The organism is Prauserella cavernicola, assembly GCF_016595675.1.
Lineage (GTDB): Bacteria > Actinomycetota > Actinomycetes > Mycobacteriales > Pseudonocardiaceae > Prauserella_A > Prauserella_A cavernicola.
On sequence record NZ_JAENJH010000006.1, the window covers coordinates 268,198 to 282,907 of the forward strand.

Consider the following 14,710-nt stretch of genomic DNA (forward strand, 5'->3'; position numbering starts at 1 on the left):
CTCCTGTCTGCTCAGCGGATGGGCTCGCCGGTCCGCGCGTAGTCCCGGATGCTCAGCAGCGCGACGAAGCTGATCACCGCCGTCCCCATCAGGAAGTACGCGGGAGAGCTGGGGTCGCCGGTCTGCACGGTGAGCAACTGGGCGAGAAACAACGCCGGGCCGCCGAAGAGCGCGCCGCCGATGTTGTAGCCCACGGCGAAGGTCGCCATCCGGGTCCGCGACGAGGTGAACTCGGTGAAGAAGCAGATCACCACGGCCACGGCGCCGCCCAGTCCCACTGCCAGCAGGCTCATCCCGACCATCGCCGCCGCCAGCGACCCCGACGCCATCAGCCCGAACAGCGGATAGCTGCCGACTGCGAAGAACACGGCCGCCGCCAGCGCCACGGGTTTGCGTCCCACGCGGTCGGACAGCGCACCCATCAGCGGCTGGGTGACGACGCTGGCCGCCAGACCGACGGTGGTGACCAGGAACGCCTCCTGGCTGGTCAGTCCGGCGGCCCGCAGCATCGTCGGGAAGTAGGTGAGGAACACGAAACTGGAGCCGAACGTCAGCGCGACCACGCCGATGCTCTGCACGATCAGCCACGGCCGTCCGGTCAGCGCGTCCCGCAGCGGGGTGCGCGAGATCTCGCCCTCGGCGCGCAGCTGGGTGAAGACCGGGCTCTCGTCCAGTCGGAACCGCAACCACAGCGCCAGCACGCCCAGCGGCAGCGCCAGCAGGAACGGGATGCGCCAGCCCCAGACGTCGAACGCCGACTCCGGCACCACGGCCGAGACCAGGTACACCACCAGCGAGGCGAGCAGGAACGCCCCGGTGGACCCGCTCTGCAGGAACGCCGTGAGCAGCCCCCGGCGCTTCGCGGGGGAGTGCTCCGCCACGTAGGTCACCACGGAGATGACCTCGCCTCCGGCCGAAAAGCCCTGCAGCAGCCGCAGCAGCACCAGCAGGATCGGCGCGGCGACACCGATCGCGGACGGTCCCGGCAGGATCCCGACGAGGAAGGTCGCCACGGATATGCCCGCGACCGAGGCCAGCAACACGGTGCGCCGCCCGAAGCGGTCGCCGAGCGGGCCGAGCACCAGCCCGCCCAGCGGCCGCATCACGTTCGCGACGCCGAACACGGCGAACGCGGCGAGCACCCCCGAGGCCGGATCGTCGGCGGGGAAGAACACCCGCGCGATCGAGGCGGCGAGCAGCCCGTAGAGCGCGTAGTCGTAGAACTCGATGATCTGCCCCGCGACGCCGCCGAGCACCACGCGGCGCAGGTCGGATCCGGTGCTGGGAGCGGAGAGGCCCGGCGGTGGTGACGCGACCGGGCCCACGTCCTGGACGTGCTCACTCATCTGCGGTCCTCCTCGACCGAGCGGTCGGCGACGGATCGCCGGCACACGAGAGAAAACGCGGTCGGTTGCCGACCTCGTCAGTCACACCACGTGCGATACCGCCGCCCCCGGGCGGCGATCTCAGATCAGCAGGGTCCCCATGTCGACCGGCAGCGCCGTGCCGGTGACGAAGGCCGCCTGGTCCGAGCACAGCCACAGCACCGCGTCGGAGATGTCGCCCGCGTCCACGAGTCCGTGTTCCATCACGTTCGCCATCCACCCGCCCGGGGCGTCGCTCGCGAGTTCGGCGCGGAAGTACTCGTTGTTGGTCATCGGGGTGTCCACGCCGGCCGGGATCACGGTGTTGACGCGGATCCGGTACTTGCCCAGGACCATCGCGAAGTTCTTCATCAGCGCGAGGACGCCGTGTTTGGCGGCGCCGTAGGCCATGTGCCCGGGGCTGAGCATCTCCGGCTTGTAGGCCACGCCGCGAAAGCTCGACGTGGAGCCGGTGATGCACACGGCGGCGGGAACCCCCGCCTCGATCAGCCGCGGCGCGAAGGCCTTCAGCGTGTAGTACACCCCGGACAGGTTGGTGGCGATGGTGTCGTGCCAGGCGCTCATCTCCTGGGCCTGTGGCCCGGTGGAGGGCAGGATCCCCGCGTTCGCCAGCACCACGTCGACCCGTCCGAACTCGGCGTAGGCCTGCTCCACCGCGGCGTCGACCTGGGCCTGGTCGCGCACGTCCGCGGTGATGCCCAGAAACCGCCTGCCGAGATCGCGGACGGCCTGCTCCGTCTCGGCGAGGTCGGCTGGCGTGGCCATCCGGTACTGCACCGAGGCGAGCTGGTCCACAATGTCCACGGCCACCACGTCGGCGCCCTCGCGGGCGAGCCGCAGGGCGTGGGACCGGCCCTGTCCCCGCGCGCCCCCGGTCACGAACGCGACCTTGCCCTCGAAGCGGTTCATCGGCGGCTCTCCCTCGTCATCGGCGACGTTCGGACACACGCTAGACATCTCTTGTCATGATTGCAATCATCCTTTGCGTCTTCCGAAGTGCGGGCGCACGCGGAGGCATCCTGGTTTCACGGTCGAGGAGGACCGCATGACCGAAGTGCAGAACCGGCGACGCAGCGGCACGCTGGTGGCCGTCATCTGTTGCCTTGCCGTGGTCTTCGACGGCTACGACCTGTCCGTCTACGCCACGACGATCCCGGCGCTGCTGGAGTACGAGCCCTGGGGACTCGACGCCGTCCAGGCCGGGGTCATCGCGAGCTACGCGTTCGTGGGCATGCTCGTGGGCACCCTGATCTGCGGCATCGCCACGGACCTGCTGGGCCGCAAGAAGATGCTGATCTTCTCCATCAGCTGGTTCTCGCTGTTCATGCTCGGCTGCTCGCTCGCGCCGAACCCGGAGGTGTTCGGCCTCCTGCGGTTCCTGTGCGGGATCGGGCTCGGCGGACTGCTGCCGACGGCGCTCGCACTGACCGTGGAGTACGCGCCGAGGCACCGCCGCAACCTGTTCAACGCGCTCGTCAGCTCGGGTTTCTCGGTGGGCACCATCGCCGCCGCCGTGCTCGGCCTGTTCGTGATCGAGGACCTCGGGTTCCGGCCGATGTACGGCGTCGGGATCGTCGCGATGGTCGTGCTCGTGCCCATCGTGGTGTTCGCGCTGCCCGAGTCCGTGGACTTCCTCATGGCGAAGGGGCGGATCGAGGAGGCCCGGCGGACGGCGGCTCGCTACGGGCTGCCGGACCCGGTGGTCACGGCGCGGGAGCAGACCGAACGGCAGCGCGTGCACCTGCGGGACCTGGCCCGACGTCCGTTGCTGCTGGCCGCCGTCGTGTTCGGTCTGACGACGCTGATCGGCCAGCTGTTCATCTACGGGCTCAACACGTGGCTGCCGCAGATCATGCGGACCGCCGGGTATCCGCTGGGCTCGGCGCTGAGCTTCCTCGCGACGATGAGCCTCGGCGCGATCGTCGGTGCCACCGTCCTGTCCTGGTTCGCCGACCGGGTCGGCCCGAGACGGATGGCGCTGTGCGGGTTCGGGGTCGGGGTGGCCGCGCTGCTCGTGATGAGCGCGAGCCCGCCGACCGCCGTGCTCTACGGGGCCGTGTTCCTGGCCGGGGTCGGAGCCAACGGGACGTCGGTGATCCTCAACGGCTTCTGCGCCATCTGGTTCCCGCCCGCCGTCAGGGCGACCGCGATGGGCTCGATCATGACGGTGGCGCGCCTCGGCGGCATCATCGGCCCGATCCTGGGCGGAGTGATCAGCGCGGCCGGGCTGCCGTTCCAGTGGAGCTTCTACGTCTTCGTGATCCCCGCGGCGGTCGGTGCGGCGCTGGTGCTGGCGCTGCCCCGCAGGCACCTGGACGGGCGCAGACTCCAGGACCCCGAGTCCGCCGCGGACCGGGACGAGGTCCGGGCCTGAACCGCCCGCCGCCGCTCGCCGGTGCGCACCACGCGTGCGCACCGGCGGGAGCCCTGCCGTCAGCGGCCCTGCCAGCGCGGGGCGCGCTTCTCGCGAAACGCCGCCGCGCCCTCCCGCGCGTCCTCGGAGGCCCGCACGGGCTCGCTGAGCTCGCGCTGCCGGTCGAAGGCCTCCGCGGAGTCCCAGTCCTCGCCGCGTGCGAGGATCTGCTTGGTCGCCCGGACCGCGAGCGGCCCGTTGGCGGCGATGGCGGTGGCCAGTTCGAGCGCCGCATCGAGCGCGCCGCCCGGTTCGGTGAGCCGGTTGACGAGGTGCACCTCGTGCGCGGTCGAGGCCGGGACGAGCGCCCCGGTAAGCGCCCACTCGGTCGCGAGCTGGCGGGGCACCCGCTTCGGCAGCCGCAGCAGCCCGCCTCCTGCCGCGACGAGCCCGCGCCGGACCTCGGGGAGCCCGAACCGGGCGTCCGAGGAGGCGACGATCAGGTCGCAGGCGAGCGCGATCTCGAAACCACCCGCCACCGCCGCGCCCTCGACGGCGGCGATCAACGGCTTCTCCGGCGGTCCCTCGACGATCCCCGCGAAGCCCCGGCCCGGCACCGACGGCCGTTCGCCGGCCAGGAACGCCTTGAGGTCCATGCCCGCGCAGAACACGCCGCCAGCGCCGGTGAGCACGCCCGCGACGAGGTGATCGGTGGCGTCGAGCTCGTCCAGTGCGGCGGCGATGGCCCGCGCGGTGGCCGTGTCGACGGCGTTGCGCACCTCGGGCCGGTCGATCGTGATGACTTGGACCCCGTCGCGCTGCTCGACCCGCACCGGCGCGCTCATCGGGCGGCCATCCGGATCGCGCCGTCGAGCCGCAGCGTCTCGCCGTTGAGCATGGCGTTGTCGATGATGTGGTGCGCCAGCGCGGCGAACTCGTCCGGCCTGCCGAGCCGCTGCGGGTGCGGCGTCTGTGCGGCCAGCTTGTCCAGCACCTCGTCGGGGAAGCGCGACAGGATCGGGGTGTCGAAGGTCCCCGGGGCGATCGAGCACACGCGCACGAGCTTGCGGGCCAGGTCCCTGGCGGCGACCAGGGTCATCCCGACCACACCCGCCTTGGCCGAGGCGTACGGGATCTGCCCGATCTGGCCCTCCCACGCCGCGACCGACGCGGTGAGCACGCACACGCCGCGCTCGCCGTCGACCGGCTCGTTGGCGACCATGCGGGCGGCCGCGAGCCGCAGGACGTTGAACGTCCCGACCAGGTTGGTGCGCACGATCGACTCGTACGTCTCCAGCGAGCCGGGGGAGCCGTCCTTCTCGACGACGCGGACGGTGCCGCCTCGCCCGGCGCAGTGCACCAGCGCGCGGATCGGCGAGCGGGCGAGGTCGAGGCCCGCGTCGACGGCCGCGGGATCGGTGACGTCGGCGGGCGCGAAGGTCACGAGCTCGCCGAGCTCCTCGGCGACCCGCTGCCCGTCCGAGCCGGGCAGGTCCAGCACGACGGTCGGCACACCGCGTTCCACGAAGCGCCGGACCGTGGCCAGGCCCAGTCCGGAGGCGCCGCCGGTGACGACGGCGGAGGCGTTCTGCAGTTCCATCGGGTTCCTCTCCTCTGGGTGGTCAGAGCCGTTCGAGCACGGTCGCGTTCGCCATGCCGCCCGCCTCGCACATCGTCTGCAGCCCGTACCGGCCGCCGGTGCGCTCCAGGTGGCCGAGCAGGGTCGTCATCAGCCGCGTCCCGGACGCTCCCAGCGGGTGGCCGAGCGCGATCGCGCCGCCGAGCGGGTTCATCCGTTCGGCGGCGGCCCCGAGCTCGCGCTGCCACGCCAACGGCACCGGCGCGAACGCCTCGTTGACCTCGAAGGCGTCGATGGCGTCGACGGACAGGCCTGCGCGGTCGAGGACCTTGCGGGTGGCGGGGATGGGGCCGGTGAGCATGAGCGTCGGGTCGTCGCCGACGACGGCGCTGGCCACCACACGGGCGCGCGGACGCAGGCCCAGTGCCGCCGCTCGCTCCTCGGACAGCACGAGCACCGCGGCGGCGCCGTCGCTGATCTGCGACGAGTTGCCCGCTGTGATCGTCCATTCGTGGCCGGGCAGGCGGCCGAGGTGGGGCTCGACGGCGAAGGCGGGGGAGAGGCCTGCCAGCTTCTCGACCGTGGTGCCGGGGCGGATGGTCTCGTCGCGCTCGACCGTGCCCGCGGGTGTGGTGATCGGGACGATCTCGGCGGCGAACAGACCGTCGTCGCTGGCGCGGGCGGCGAGTGCGTGCGAGCGCGCCGCGTACTCGTCGAGCTCGCGGCGGCTCAGGCCCCACCGTTCGGCGACGAGCTCGGCCGCCACGCCCTGGGGAACCAGGTCCGGGAACCGGGCCGTGACACCGGGACCGTGCGGATCGGCGCCCATCCGCGCCGAGCCCATCGGTACCCGGCTCATCGACTCGACTCCCGCGGCGATCGCCACGTCGTAGGCACCCGCGAGCACGCCCTGGACGGCGAAGTCGACGGCCTGCTGGCCCGACCCGCACTTGCGCTCGACGGTCACCGCGGGGACGTGCACGGGAAAGCCCGCCGCCAGCACGGCCTGCCTGCCCGGCGTGGCGGACTGCTCGCCGTTGCCTCCCACGCACCCGACGACGACGTCGTCCACCGCTGCCGGGTCGATCCCGGTCCGCTCGATCAGGCCCCGCAGCACCTTTGCCAGCAGGTCGACCGGGTGCACGTCGGCCAGCGCCCCTCCCGGCCTGCCTCTGCCGACCGGAGAGCGCACGGCGTCCACGATGACCGCCTGCCCCATGGGGTGACTCCAATCTCTTATGATGATTCCAATCATCAGCCTTGCATCTCGGGCTTTGTCAGAGCAAGCTTCGAACGAACGAACCATGACGATGGTCATGAGAAAAGGAGGCGGGATCGGTGACGACGACAGCCGGCATCGGCAGCGAGGAGCAGCAGGCGCTGGAGGCCGTCGCGGCAGACGTCGCGGCCAAGCGCTACGCCCCGCTGGCGGAGCAGTGGGACCGCGACCGCACCGCGTTCCCGCACGAGGAGCGCCGGTACCTGGGCGAGCTGGGCTTTCTTGGACTGGCACTGCCGGAGGAGCACGGCGGGGGCGGCGCGCCGCTGACCGTGGCGCTCGCCGTGATCGAGCAGCTGGCCAAGGAGTGCAGGCCTGCGGCGTTCCAGGTCTTCGAGTCCAACACCGGCCCGGCGCAGGTGATCGCCCGGCTGGGCACCGAGGAACAGAAGTCGCGGATCCTGCCCCGGATCTGCACGGGCGAGGCCACGATGGCCGTGGCGATCTCGGAACCCGACGCCGGCTCGGCGGCCACCGACATGCGCACCACCGCGCGCGTCGAGGGCGACACGGTGATCGTCAACGGCTCGAAGCGGTGGATCTCGAACGGCAGCGAGGCCGACTACTACCTGGTCTACGCGCGGATGAGCGACGCGCCCGGCTCCAAGGCCATCGGCGCCGTGGTCGTCGAGGCGGACCGCAAGGGCGTGAGTTTCGGCGAGCGCGAGAAGCTGATGGGCTTTCGCGGAATCCCCTCCGCGGACGTGATCTTCGACGACGTCGAGGTGCCCGCGGAGAACCTGGTGCTCGGAGCGGGCCGGTTCAGGGAACTGTTCGGCACCTTCGCGATCGAGCGGCTCGGCAACTCCACGATGAGCCTGGCGATCGGGCAGGCCGCGCTGGATCGCACCGTGCGCTACGTGCAGGAGCGGGAGCAGTTCGGCAAGCCACTGGTCGAGTTCCAGAGCGTGCAGATGAGCCTGGCCGACATGCTGCTCCAGGTGGAGGCGGCCCGGTTGCTGATCCGCCGCGCCGCGGAGGGGGTCGGCCCCGGCACCCTGCCGGACTCGCTACAGGTGTCGCTCGCCAAGTGCACGGCCAACGAGACGGCCAAGCGGGTCACTGACCTGGCAATGCAGCTGCACGGCGGCAACGGCTACACCGAGGAGTTCGGCCTGGAGCGGCTGCACCGCGACTCGCACGGCTGGGCGCTGGCCGGCGGCACGCCGTCGATGCAGCGGATCCGGATCGTGTCGGAGTTGCTGGGCCGCTCCTTCGACCAACGTCGCTGATCGCCAGAGAGGGGAACGCATCGATGCGTACCTACGAGGGCTTCCGCACGCTGTTCGCGGACCCCGCCGACTGGGCACTGCCCACGGTGCTGCGCCACCACGTCGAGGCCACCCCGGACGCCACGCTCCTCATGACGCCGGAGGAGGGGCTGGAGTGGACCTACGGTGAGGCGCTCGCCTCGGCCGAGCGGATCGCGGGTGCCTTCCACGACGCGGGCGCCGTGGCGGGTGACCGGGTCGTGCTGATGGCCGCCAACTCGTCCCGGTTCGTCCGCAGCTACCTCGGCGCCGCCGTCGGCGGGCTGGTCGAGGTGCCCGTGAACACCAACTACGAGGGCGAGTTCCTGCGCCACCAGGTCGTCACGGTGGACGCGCGGTTCGCGGTGATCGACGACGACCAGGCCGCCCGCTTCGTCGCGATCGCCGAGCACGCCCGCGGCATCGAGCGGTTCTGGGTGATCGACAACGGAGGCGGACCGGCCGCGGTCGCCCTGTTGCGCGAACACGGCTGGGCCGCCGACGCGTGGGACGTGCTCGAGGACGGCACCCCGCGCACGCTGCCCGCGCCGCGCCCGCAGGACCTGGGCGCGGTGTTCTTCACCTCCGGCACCACCGGCCCGTCCAAGGGCGTGGCCATGCCGCACGCGCAGCTGCACTTCTTCGGCGAGGTCGTCGCCAACCTGATGAAACTGACCAGCGCGGACACCTACCTGGCCACGACCCCGCTGTTCCACGGCAACGCGCAGTTCATGGCGGTGCTGCCCGCGATCGTCGCGGGCGGACGCGCCGTCGTGCGGCCGAAGTTCAGCGCGAGCCGCTGGGTCGACCACATCCGGGAGTCCGGGGTGACGGTCACGAACCTCGTCGGCGTGATGATGGACTTCGTCTGGAAGCAGCCGCCGCGCGCCGGCGACGCCGACAACACCCTGCGGGCCGTCTACGCCGCGCCCACCGCGTCGAGCATCGTGGACGAGTTCCGCGAGCGCTTCGGCATCGAGTCCATCGTGGACGCCTTCGGGCTCACCGAGACCTGCACGCCGATCCTGTCGCCCTACGGCGAGCAGCGCCCCGCCGGAGCGGCGGGCCTGGCGAACGCGGACTGGTTCGACCTGCGGCTCGTGGACCCCGACACCGACCAGGAGGTCGAGGTCGGCGAGGTCGGCGAGCTCGTCGTGCGCCCGGTCCAGCCCTGGACCACCAGCGACGGCTACTACAACATGCCCGAGAAAACCGTTGAGGCGTGGCGCAATCTCTGGTTCCACACCGGGGACGCGCTGCGCAAGGACGCCGACGGCTGGTTCTACTTCGTCGACCGCTACAAGGACGCGCTGCGCCGCCGCGGCGAGAACATCAGCTCCTACGAGGTGGAGCAGGCGGTGCTGGCCCATCCGGGCGTCCGCGAGTGCGCGGTGATCGGTGTGCCCGCCGGGATCGAGGCCGGCGAGGACGAGGTCATGGCCGTGATCGTCGCCGACGGCGCTGTAGACCCGGACGAGGTGCTCGGCTGGTGCCGGGGCCGGATTCCCGAGTTCGCCATCCCGCGTTTCGTCCGCACCGTGGACGCGCTGCCCAAGACGCCGTCGGAGAAGGTCCGCAAGGCGGCCCTTCGCCAGGACGGCGTCACCACCGACACCTTCGACCGGACAGGGGCCCGTTGATGGATTTCTCCTCCGACACCACTCACGACGACATCCGCGAGGCCGTCCGTGCCCTGTGCGCGAAGTTCCCCGACGACTACTGGGCCGAACACGACGACTCCCAGGAGTTCCCGTGGGAGTTCTACGACGCCGTGGTCGAGGGCGGCTGGCTCGGGCTGACCGTGCCGACCGAGTACGGCGGTGGCGGGCTCGGTGTGACCGAGGCGGCCATCGTCGAGCAGGAGATCGCGAAGTCCGGGGCGGGAATGGGCGGCTGCAGTGCCGTGCACATCGGCATCTTCGGCTTCGAGTCGATCATCAAGCACGGCAGCGACGACCTGAAGCGGCGCTTCCTGCCCCGGCTGGTGGCTGGCGACCTGCACGTCTCCTTCGCCGTGACCGAGCCGGACGCCGGGACCGACACCACGACCATCTCCACGTTCGCCACGAAGGTCGACGGCGGCTGGTCGATCTCGGGCAAGAAGGTGTGGATCACCAAGGCGCAGGAGGCCGAGCGGCTGATCATCCTGTGCCGCACCGCACCCCGCTCCGAGGGAGCCAAGCGCACGGACGGGATGACGCTGTTCTTCGCGCCGATGGACCGGGACAAGGTCGTCGTGCGCAAGATCCCGAAGATGGGGCGCAACGCCGTCGACACCAACGAACTGTTCATCGACGGGCTGTTCGTGCCGGACGGCGACGAGATCGGCGAGGTCGGCAAGGGCTTCCGGACCATCCTCGCCGGGCTCAACGCCGAGCGCGTGATCTCCGCGAACGCCGCGATCGGCATCGGCCGTGCCGCGCTGCGCCGGGCCACGACCTACGCCCAGGACCGCGTGGTGTTCGGCAGGCCCATCGGGCAGAACCAGGCGATCTCGCATCCGCTGGCCAAGGCGCAGGTGCAGCTCGACGCCGCGGATCTCATGTGTCACAAGGCCGCCTGGCTGATCGACAACGACGAGCCGGCGGGCAAGGAGGCGAACGAGGCGAAGTTCCTGGCCGCCGAGGCCGGTTTCTTCGCCGCAGACGCGGCGCTGGGCACCCACGGCGGCTACGGGTACTCGAAGGAGTACCACGTGGAGCGCTACTTCCGGGAGTCGCGGCTGATGCGGATCGCGCCGATCAGCCAGGAGATGGTCCTCAACTACATGGCCGAGCACGTGCTGGGCCTGCCGAGGAGCTACTGATGCGGCCCTATCGCTCCGTCCTGTTCGTGCCCGGTCACCGGCCCGCGTGGGTGGACAAGGCGCTGCGCGCCGGTGCCGACGCGATCGTGCTGGACCTCGAGGACTCGGTTCCCGACGCGCAGAAGGCCGCGGCACGGGCGACCGTGGCGGACTCGATCGCGCGGGTCCGTGCCGACACCCGGGACGTCGGCGTGTTCGTGCGCGTCAACCCGTTGCACACCAGGCTCACCGGCGGCGATCTCGAGGCCGTGGTGGTGCCGGGGCTGACGGGTGTCTTCGCGCCCAAGATCGAGACCGCGTCGGACGTGCTGCGCTACGACGCGCTGCTCGATCACTTCGAAGTTCGTTCGGGCGTCAGGGATCTGGAGTACATCGTTCCCGTCGAGACGGTCCCCGCGATCCAGAACTGCCGGGAGATCATCGCCGCCTCGCCTCGGGTCGGCGCGATGATCGGCCCCACGGCCGAGCACGCCGACATCGCCCGTGCCGTCGGCTACGAGTGGACCCCCGAGGGCACCGAGACGCTCTACCACCGCAGCCGCATCCTGCTCGCGTGCCGCGAGGCGAACATCCACGCACTGACCGGACTGTGGGAGGCCCTCGCGGACCTGGACGGCCTGCACGACTTCGCGACCCGCGGTCGCAGGCTCGGATTCCGGGGCATGATCGCGATCCACCCGAGCCACGTCGGCGTCGTCAACGAGGTCTTCACGCCGTCGGAGGCCGACATCGACTTCCACCGCGGCCTGGTCGAGGCCTACTCCAACGCCGCGGCAGGGGGATCCGGCGCGCTGCGCTACCGCGGCGTGCACGTCGACAAGGCGCACTACGACAAGGCGCTGGAATGGCTGGCGCGCGCCGACGCACTCACCACCGGAGGAGATCACCGATGACCGCACCGACCCAGCGGCCACCGATGCGCGGGCTCTACTTCGAGGAGTTCGAGGTCGGCGCCGAGTACAGGCACGCGTTCCGGCGCACGATCACCGAGATGGACAACGTCATGTTCACGTCGCTGACGATGAACCTGGCGCCGCTGCACCTCGACGAGGAGTACGCCAAGACCACCATCCACGGCGGCCGGGTGCTCAACAGCCTGTTCACCGTGGCGCTGATCGGCGCCTTCCACGTGCCCGAGCTGACCATGGGCACCACGCTCGGCAACCTGGGCTACGAGAAGATCGAGTTCCCGCACCCCGTGTTCCACGGCGACACCCTGCGCGGCGAGACGACGATCCTCGACAAGCGGGCGTCGAAGAGCCGTACCGACTCCGGGATCGTGTGGTTCGAACACCGCGGTTACAACCAGGACGACGTGCTGGTCATGCGCTGCACGCGGGTCGGGCTGATGTCGACGATGCCCGGCGGGGAGAGCGACTCGTGACGGCGGCGGTCACCGCGGACCGCCACTACGTCCCGTCCGCCCGCGAGCTGACCATCGGCGGCAGGGCCGTCGTACCCGAGGGCACCGAGTGGGAGGTCCACAACCCCGCCACCGAAGCGCGCCTCGCCGTCGTGCGCGGGGCCTCCTCAGTGCAGGTCGATCGGGCGGTCGCCGCGGCCAGAGCCGCGTTCCCGGACTGGTCCGAGGCCACGGGCGAGCAACGGCGTGCCGCCCTGCACCGGCTCGCGGACGCGATGGAGGCCCGGCTGCCCGAACTGCTCGCCTCGATCGTCAACGAGGTGGGCACGCCCGTCTCGCTGGCCGAGCCGATGCAACTGCGACTGGGACTCGAACACCTGCGGTGGCAGGCGGACGCGGCGCCGAAGGACCGCACGGTGCACCTCGGCGCCCACGCCACGCCGGTGCCCACGGTGAGCGAGGTCGACCACTATCCGACCGGCGTCGTCGCCGCGATCACCGGCTACAACTACCCACTGAACCTGGCGGTCTTCAAGTTCGGCGCGGCGCTGGCCGCGGGCTGCACCGTGGTGTTGCTGCCCTCGCCGCGCACGCCGTTGACCACGCTGCTGCTCGGCGAGATCGTGCGGGAGTCCGGGCTGCCCGCGGGCGTGCTCAACGTGATCGCCGGCGACGCCGACACCGGGCGGCAGCTCTCGTCGCACGCCGGAGTCGACAAGGTCACCTTCACCGGATCCGACGCCGTGGGCGCCCGGATCATGGCTCAGGCGGCGACGACTCTCGCGGGCGTGACCCTGGAGCTGGGCGGCAAGTCCGCGAACATCGTGCTCCCCGGCTGCCGGGTGGAGGACTTCGCACTCGAACTGCACCTGCGGTGGTCCCGCAACGGCGGGCAGGGGTGCGCGGCGCTCGCCCGGCTGCTGGTGCACGAGGGGCTCTACGACCGGTTCCTCGCGGCGAGTGCGGACGCGTTCGCCCAGCTGACGGTCGGTGACCCCTGGGACCCGGAGACCACCGTCGGGCCCATGATCCGGCCGGACCACCGCGACCGGGTGCGGAGCTTCGTTGACGACGCGCTCGCCGATGGTGGGCGGGTGCTGCTGCGCACCGGAACACCGTTGCCGGACAAGGGCTGGTACGTCGAACCGGTGCTGCTCGGCGGTCTCCCGCACAGCGCGGCCGCGGTGCAGCAGGAGATCTTCGGGCCGGTCGCCGTGGTGGTGCCCTTCGCCGCCACCGACGAGGCGGTGCGGCTGGCCAACGACACCGCCTACGGGCTGGCGGCGAACGTGTGGGCGCCGGAGCTCGCACAGGGCCGTCGGGTCGCCCAGTGCCTGCGGGCGGGCACGGTGTGGGTCAACGGCGGTGGCGGGATGCGGCCGGACGCCCCCTTCGGCGGCTCGGGCCGCTCGGGCGTGGGCCGTGAGCTGGGCGAGTGGGGCATCCACGACTTCCTGGAACCCCGGCACATCCAATGGCGAGTCGAGGGAGAGAGCCGATGACGGGCACACAGGGACCGCTCGCCGGGGTGCGGGTTCTGGAACTGGGCGCGGGCTACGCCGCGCCCACCGCCGGGCGGATGCTGCGCGACTTCGGTGCCGACGTCGTCAAGGTGGAGGACCCCACGGGCGGCGACTACGCGCGCCAGTGGGTTCCGCAGAAGGACGGGCTCTCGCTCGGGTTCTGCCGCCTCAACGCCGGTAAACGCTCGGTCGGTGTCGACCTCCGCACGGTGGATGGCCGCGCCACGATCCGGCGGATGGCCGCGCACTTCGACGTCGTCGTGGAGTCGTTCCGGCCGGGCAGGCTCGAGGAGTGGGGCCTCGGCTACCCCGAGCTCAGTGCGGACAACCCCGGGCTCGTGCTGGCGCGGGTGTCCGGCTTCGGGCAGACCGGCCCGTACCGGCAGCGTCCCGGCTTCGGCACGGTCGCGGAGACCTCGAGCGGGTTCGCCCACATCAACGGCTGGCCCGAGCTGCCGCCGACCTCGCCGCCCTTCGGGTTCGCGGACTCCATCGCCGGGATCTCGGCGGCGATGGGTGTCGGCATGACCCTGTTCCAGCGCAGCGCGAGCGGCCGCGGCGGAGTGGTGGACGTGGCGCTCTACGAGCCGCTGATGTTCATCGTGGGCGACATGTTGCTCAAGTACTCGGGTCTCGGGGAGGTCCAGGGCCGGATCGGCAACGCCACCGGCGCGGCCTCACCGCGCGGGATCTACGAGGCCGCGGACGGGCGCTTCCTCTCGATCGCCGCGTCGAACCAGGCCATCGCGGTGCGGCTGTTCCAGGCGATGGGCCGCTCGGAGCTCGTGGCCGATCCTCGGTTCGCCACGGGTTCGGCCCGGCTGGAGCACAACGACCTCGTCCAGCAGGAGGTCCGCGACTGGGTGCGCTCGCTGGACCGGGACGCGGCACTCGCCGTGCTGGAGGAGTACGAGGTGGTCAGCGCGCCCGTCAACGACGCCGCCGACATCGTGGCCGACCCGCACTTCCGGGAACGGACACTCGTCGGGCTGGGCGGGGGACTGGTGATGCCAGGGCCGATCCTGCACCTCGATGGCTACGCGGGACCGGCCTACGACGGTGTTCCGGGGGTCGGGGAGCACACGGCGGAGGTCTTCGCCGAACTCGGGATGGACCCGACGGCCAAGGCGGGCTGACCGGGTGGGGGCGGCGCTACCGCCCCCACCCGCCGC

At 71.4% G+C, this 14,710-nt stretch carries 13 protein-coding genes; 8 read left to right on the forward strand and 5 right to left on the reverse strand.

All coding sequences use genetic code 11. The features are described 5' to 3' along the window. Positions 1-11: 11 nt before the first annotated feature. The gene (locus JHE00_RS23635) at positions 12-1,346 is read right to left on the reverse strand and encodes an MFS transporter (protein WP_200321820.1); all 1,335 of its coding nucleotides are present in this window, start codon (positions 1,344-1,346) and stop codon (positions 12-14) included. A gap of 120 nt (positions 1,347-1,466) precedes the next feature. Next, on the reverse strand, positions 1,467-2,294 hold the full coding sequence (locus JHE00_RS23640; protein WP_200321822.1) for a mycofactocin-coupled SDR family oxidoreductase: 828 nt from the start codon (positions 2,292-2,294) through the stop codon (positions 1,467-1,469). Between the two features lie 136 nt (positions 2,295-2,430). Between JHE00_RS23640 and JHE00_RS23645 the strand changes: the two genes are divergently transcribed. Beyond that, on the forward strand, positions 2,431-3,759 hold the full coding sequence (locus JHE00_RS23645; RefSeq protein WP_200321824.1) for an MFS transporter: 1,329 nt from the start codon (positions 2,431-2,433) through the stop codon (positions 3,757-3,759). A gap of 59 nt (positions 3,760-3,818) precedes the next feature. Here the strand turns inward: JHE00_RS23645 and JHE00_RS23650 are convergent, their stop codons facing one another. Genes JHE00_RS23650 through JHE00_RS23660 form a run of 3 tightly spaced genes read right to left on the reverse strand, consistent with a single transcriptional unit; the run spans position 3,819 to position 6,536 of the window. After that, entirely contained in the window at positions 3,819-4,583 is a 765-nt protein-coding gene (locus JHE00_RS23650; RefSeq protein ID WP_200321826.1) for a crotonase/enoyl-CoA hydratase family protein, read from the reverse strand. Continuing rightward, positions 4,580-5,338 (reverse strand): SDR family NAD(P)-dependent oxidoreductase, encoded by a 759-nt coding sequence (locus JHE00_RS23655; RefSeq protein WP_200321829.1) that lies wholly within the window; start codon positions 5,336-5,338, stop codon positions 4,580-4,582. Before JHE00_RS23655 ends, JHE00_RS23650 begins: the two co-directional genes overlap by 4 nt. Positions 5,339-5,360: 22 nt before the next feature. Next, positions 5,361-6,536, reverse strand: coding sequence for a thiolase family protein (locus JHE00_RS23660; protein ID WP_200321831.1), 1,176 nt, complete (start codon positions 6,534-6,536; stop codon positions 5,361-5,363). Positions 6,537-6,655: 119 nt separating this feature from the next. Between JHE00_RS23660 and JHE00_RS23665 the strand changes: the two genes are divergently transcribed. The 7 genes from JHE00_RS23665 to JHE00_RS23695 are packed head-to-tail and all read left to right on the forward strand — an operon-like array spanning position 6,656 to position 14,674. Next, entirely contained in the window at positions 6,656-7,828 is a 1,173-nt protein-coding gene (locus tag JHE00_RS23665) for an acyl-CoA dehydrogenase family protein (RefSeq protein ID WP_307832077.1), read from the forward strand. Positions 7,829-7,851: 23 nt separating this feature from the next. Beyond that, complete coding sequence (locus JHE00_RS23670; RefSeq protein WP_200321833.1) at positions 7,852-9,486, forward strand: AMP-binding protein; 1,635 nt, start codon at positions 7,852-7,854, stop codon at positions 9,484-9,486. Continuing rightward, entirely contained in the window at positions 9,486-10,652 is a 1,167-nt protein-coding gene (locus JHE00_RS23675) for an acyl-CoA dehydrogenase family protein (RefSeq protein ID WP_200321835.1), read from the forward strand. The genes JHE00_RS23670 and JHE00_RS23675 overlap by 1 nt, the downstream gene beginning before the upstream one ends. Beyond that, positions 10,652-11,545 carry an HpcH/HpaI aldolase/citrate lyase family protein gene (locus JHE00_RS23680; protein ID WP_200321837.1) on the forward strand — a complete coding sequence of 298 codons (894 nt, stop codon included), beginning with the start codon at positions 10,652-10,654 and terminating at the stop codon, positions 11,543-11,545. The genes JHE00_RS23675 and JHE00_RS23680 overlap by 1 nt, the downstream gene beginning before the upstream one ends. Next, complete coding sequence (locus JHE00_RS23685) at positions 11,542-12,036, forward strand: MaoC family dehydratase (protein WP_230424822.1); 495 nt, start codon at positions 11,542-11,544, stop codon at positions 12,034-12,036. Before JHE00_RS23680 ends, JHE00_RS23685 begins: the two co-directional genes overlap by 4 nt. Beyond that, the gene (locus JHE00_RS23690) at positions 12,033-13,517 is read left to right on the forward strand and encodes an aldehyde dehydrogenase family protein (RefSeq protein ID WP_200321839.1); all 1,485 of its coding nucleotides are present in this window, start codon (positions 12,033-12,035) and stop codon (positions 13,515-13,517) included. Before JHE00_RS23685 ends, JHE00_RS23690 begins: the two co-directional genes overlap by 4 nt. After that, entirely contained in the window at positions 13,514-14,674 is a 1,161-nt protein-coding gene (locus tag JHE00_RS23695; RefSeq protein ID WP_200321842.1) for a CaiB/BaiF CoA transferase family protein, read from the forward strand. Before JHE00_RS23690 ends, JHE00_RS23695 begins: the two co-directional genes overlap by 4 nt. Positions 14,675-14,710 lie beyond the last annotated feature (36 nt).

Coding starts and splice junctions, on each gene's coding strand:
- JHE00_RS23655 (WP_200321829.1), bottom strand. CDS start 5,338: ATGGAACTGCAGAACGCCTCCGCCGTCGTCACCGGCGGCGCCTCCGGA.
- JHE00_RS23680 (WP_200321837.1), top strand. CDS start 10,652: ATGCGGCCCTATCGCTCCGTCCTGTTCGTGCCCGGTCACCGGCCCGCG.
- JHE00_RS23685 (WP_230424822.1), top strand. CDS start 11,542: ATGACCGCACCGACCCAGCGGCCACCGATGCGCGGGCTCTACTTCGAG.
- JHE00_RS23695 (WP_200321842.1), top strand. CDS start 13,514: ATGACGGGCACACAGGGACCGCTCGCCGGGGTGCGGGTTCTGGAACTG.
- JHE00_RS23650 (WP_200321826.1), bottom strand. CDS start 4,583: ATGAGCGCGCCGGTGCGGGTCGAGCAGCGCGACGGGGTCCAAGTCATC.
- JHE00_RS23670 (WP_200321833.1), top strand. CDS start 7,852: ATGCGTACCTACGAGGGCTTCCGCACGCTGTTCGCGGACCCCGCCGAC.
- JHE00_RS23635 (WP_200321820.1), bottom strand. CDS start 1,346: ATGAGTGAGCACGTCCAGGACGTGGGCCCGGTCGCGTCACCACCGCCG.
- JHE00_RS23645 (WP_200321824.1), top strand. CDS start 2,431: ATGACCGAAGTGCAGAACCGGCGACGCAGCGGCACGCTGGTGGCCGTC.
- JHE00_RS23675 (WP_200321835.1), top strand. CDS start 9,486: ATGGATTTCTCCTCCGACACCACTCACGACGACATCCGCGAGGCCGTC.
- JHE00_RS23640 (WP_200321822.1), bottom strand. CDS start 2,294: ATGAACCGCTTCGAGGGCAAGGTCGCGTTCGTGACCGGGGGCGCGCGG.
- JHE00_RS23660 (WP_200321831.1), bottom strand. CDS start 6,536: ATGGGGCAGGCGGTCATCGTGGACGCCGTGCGCTCTCCGGTCGGCAGA.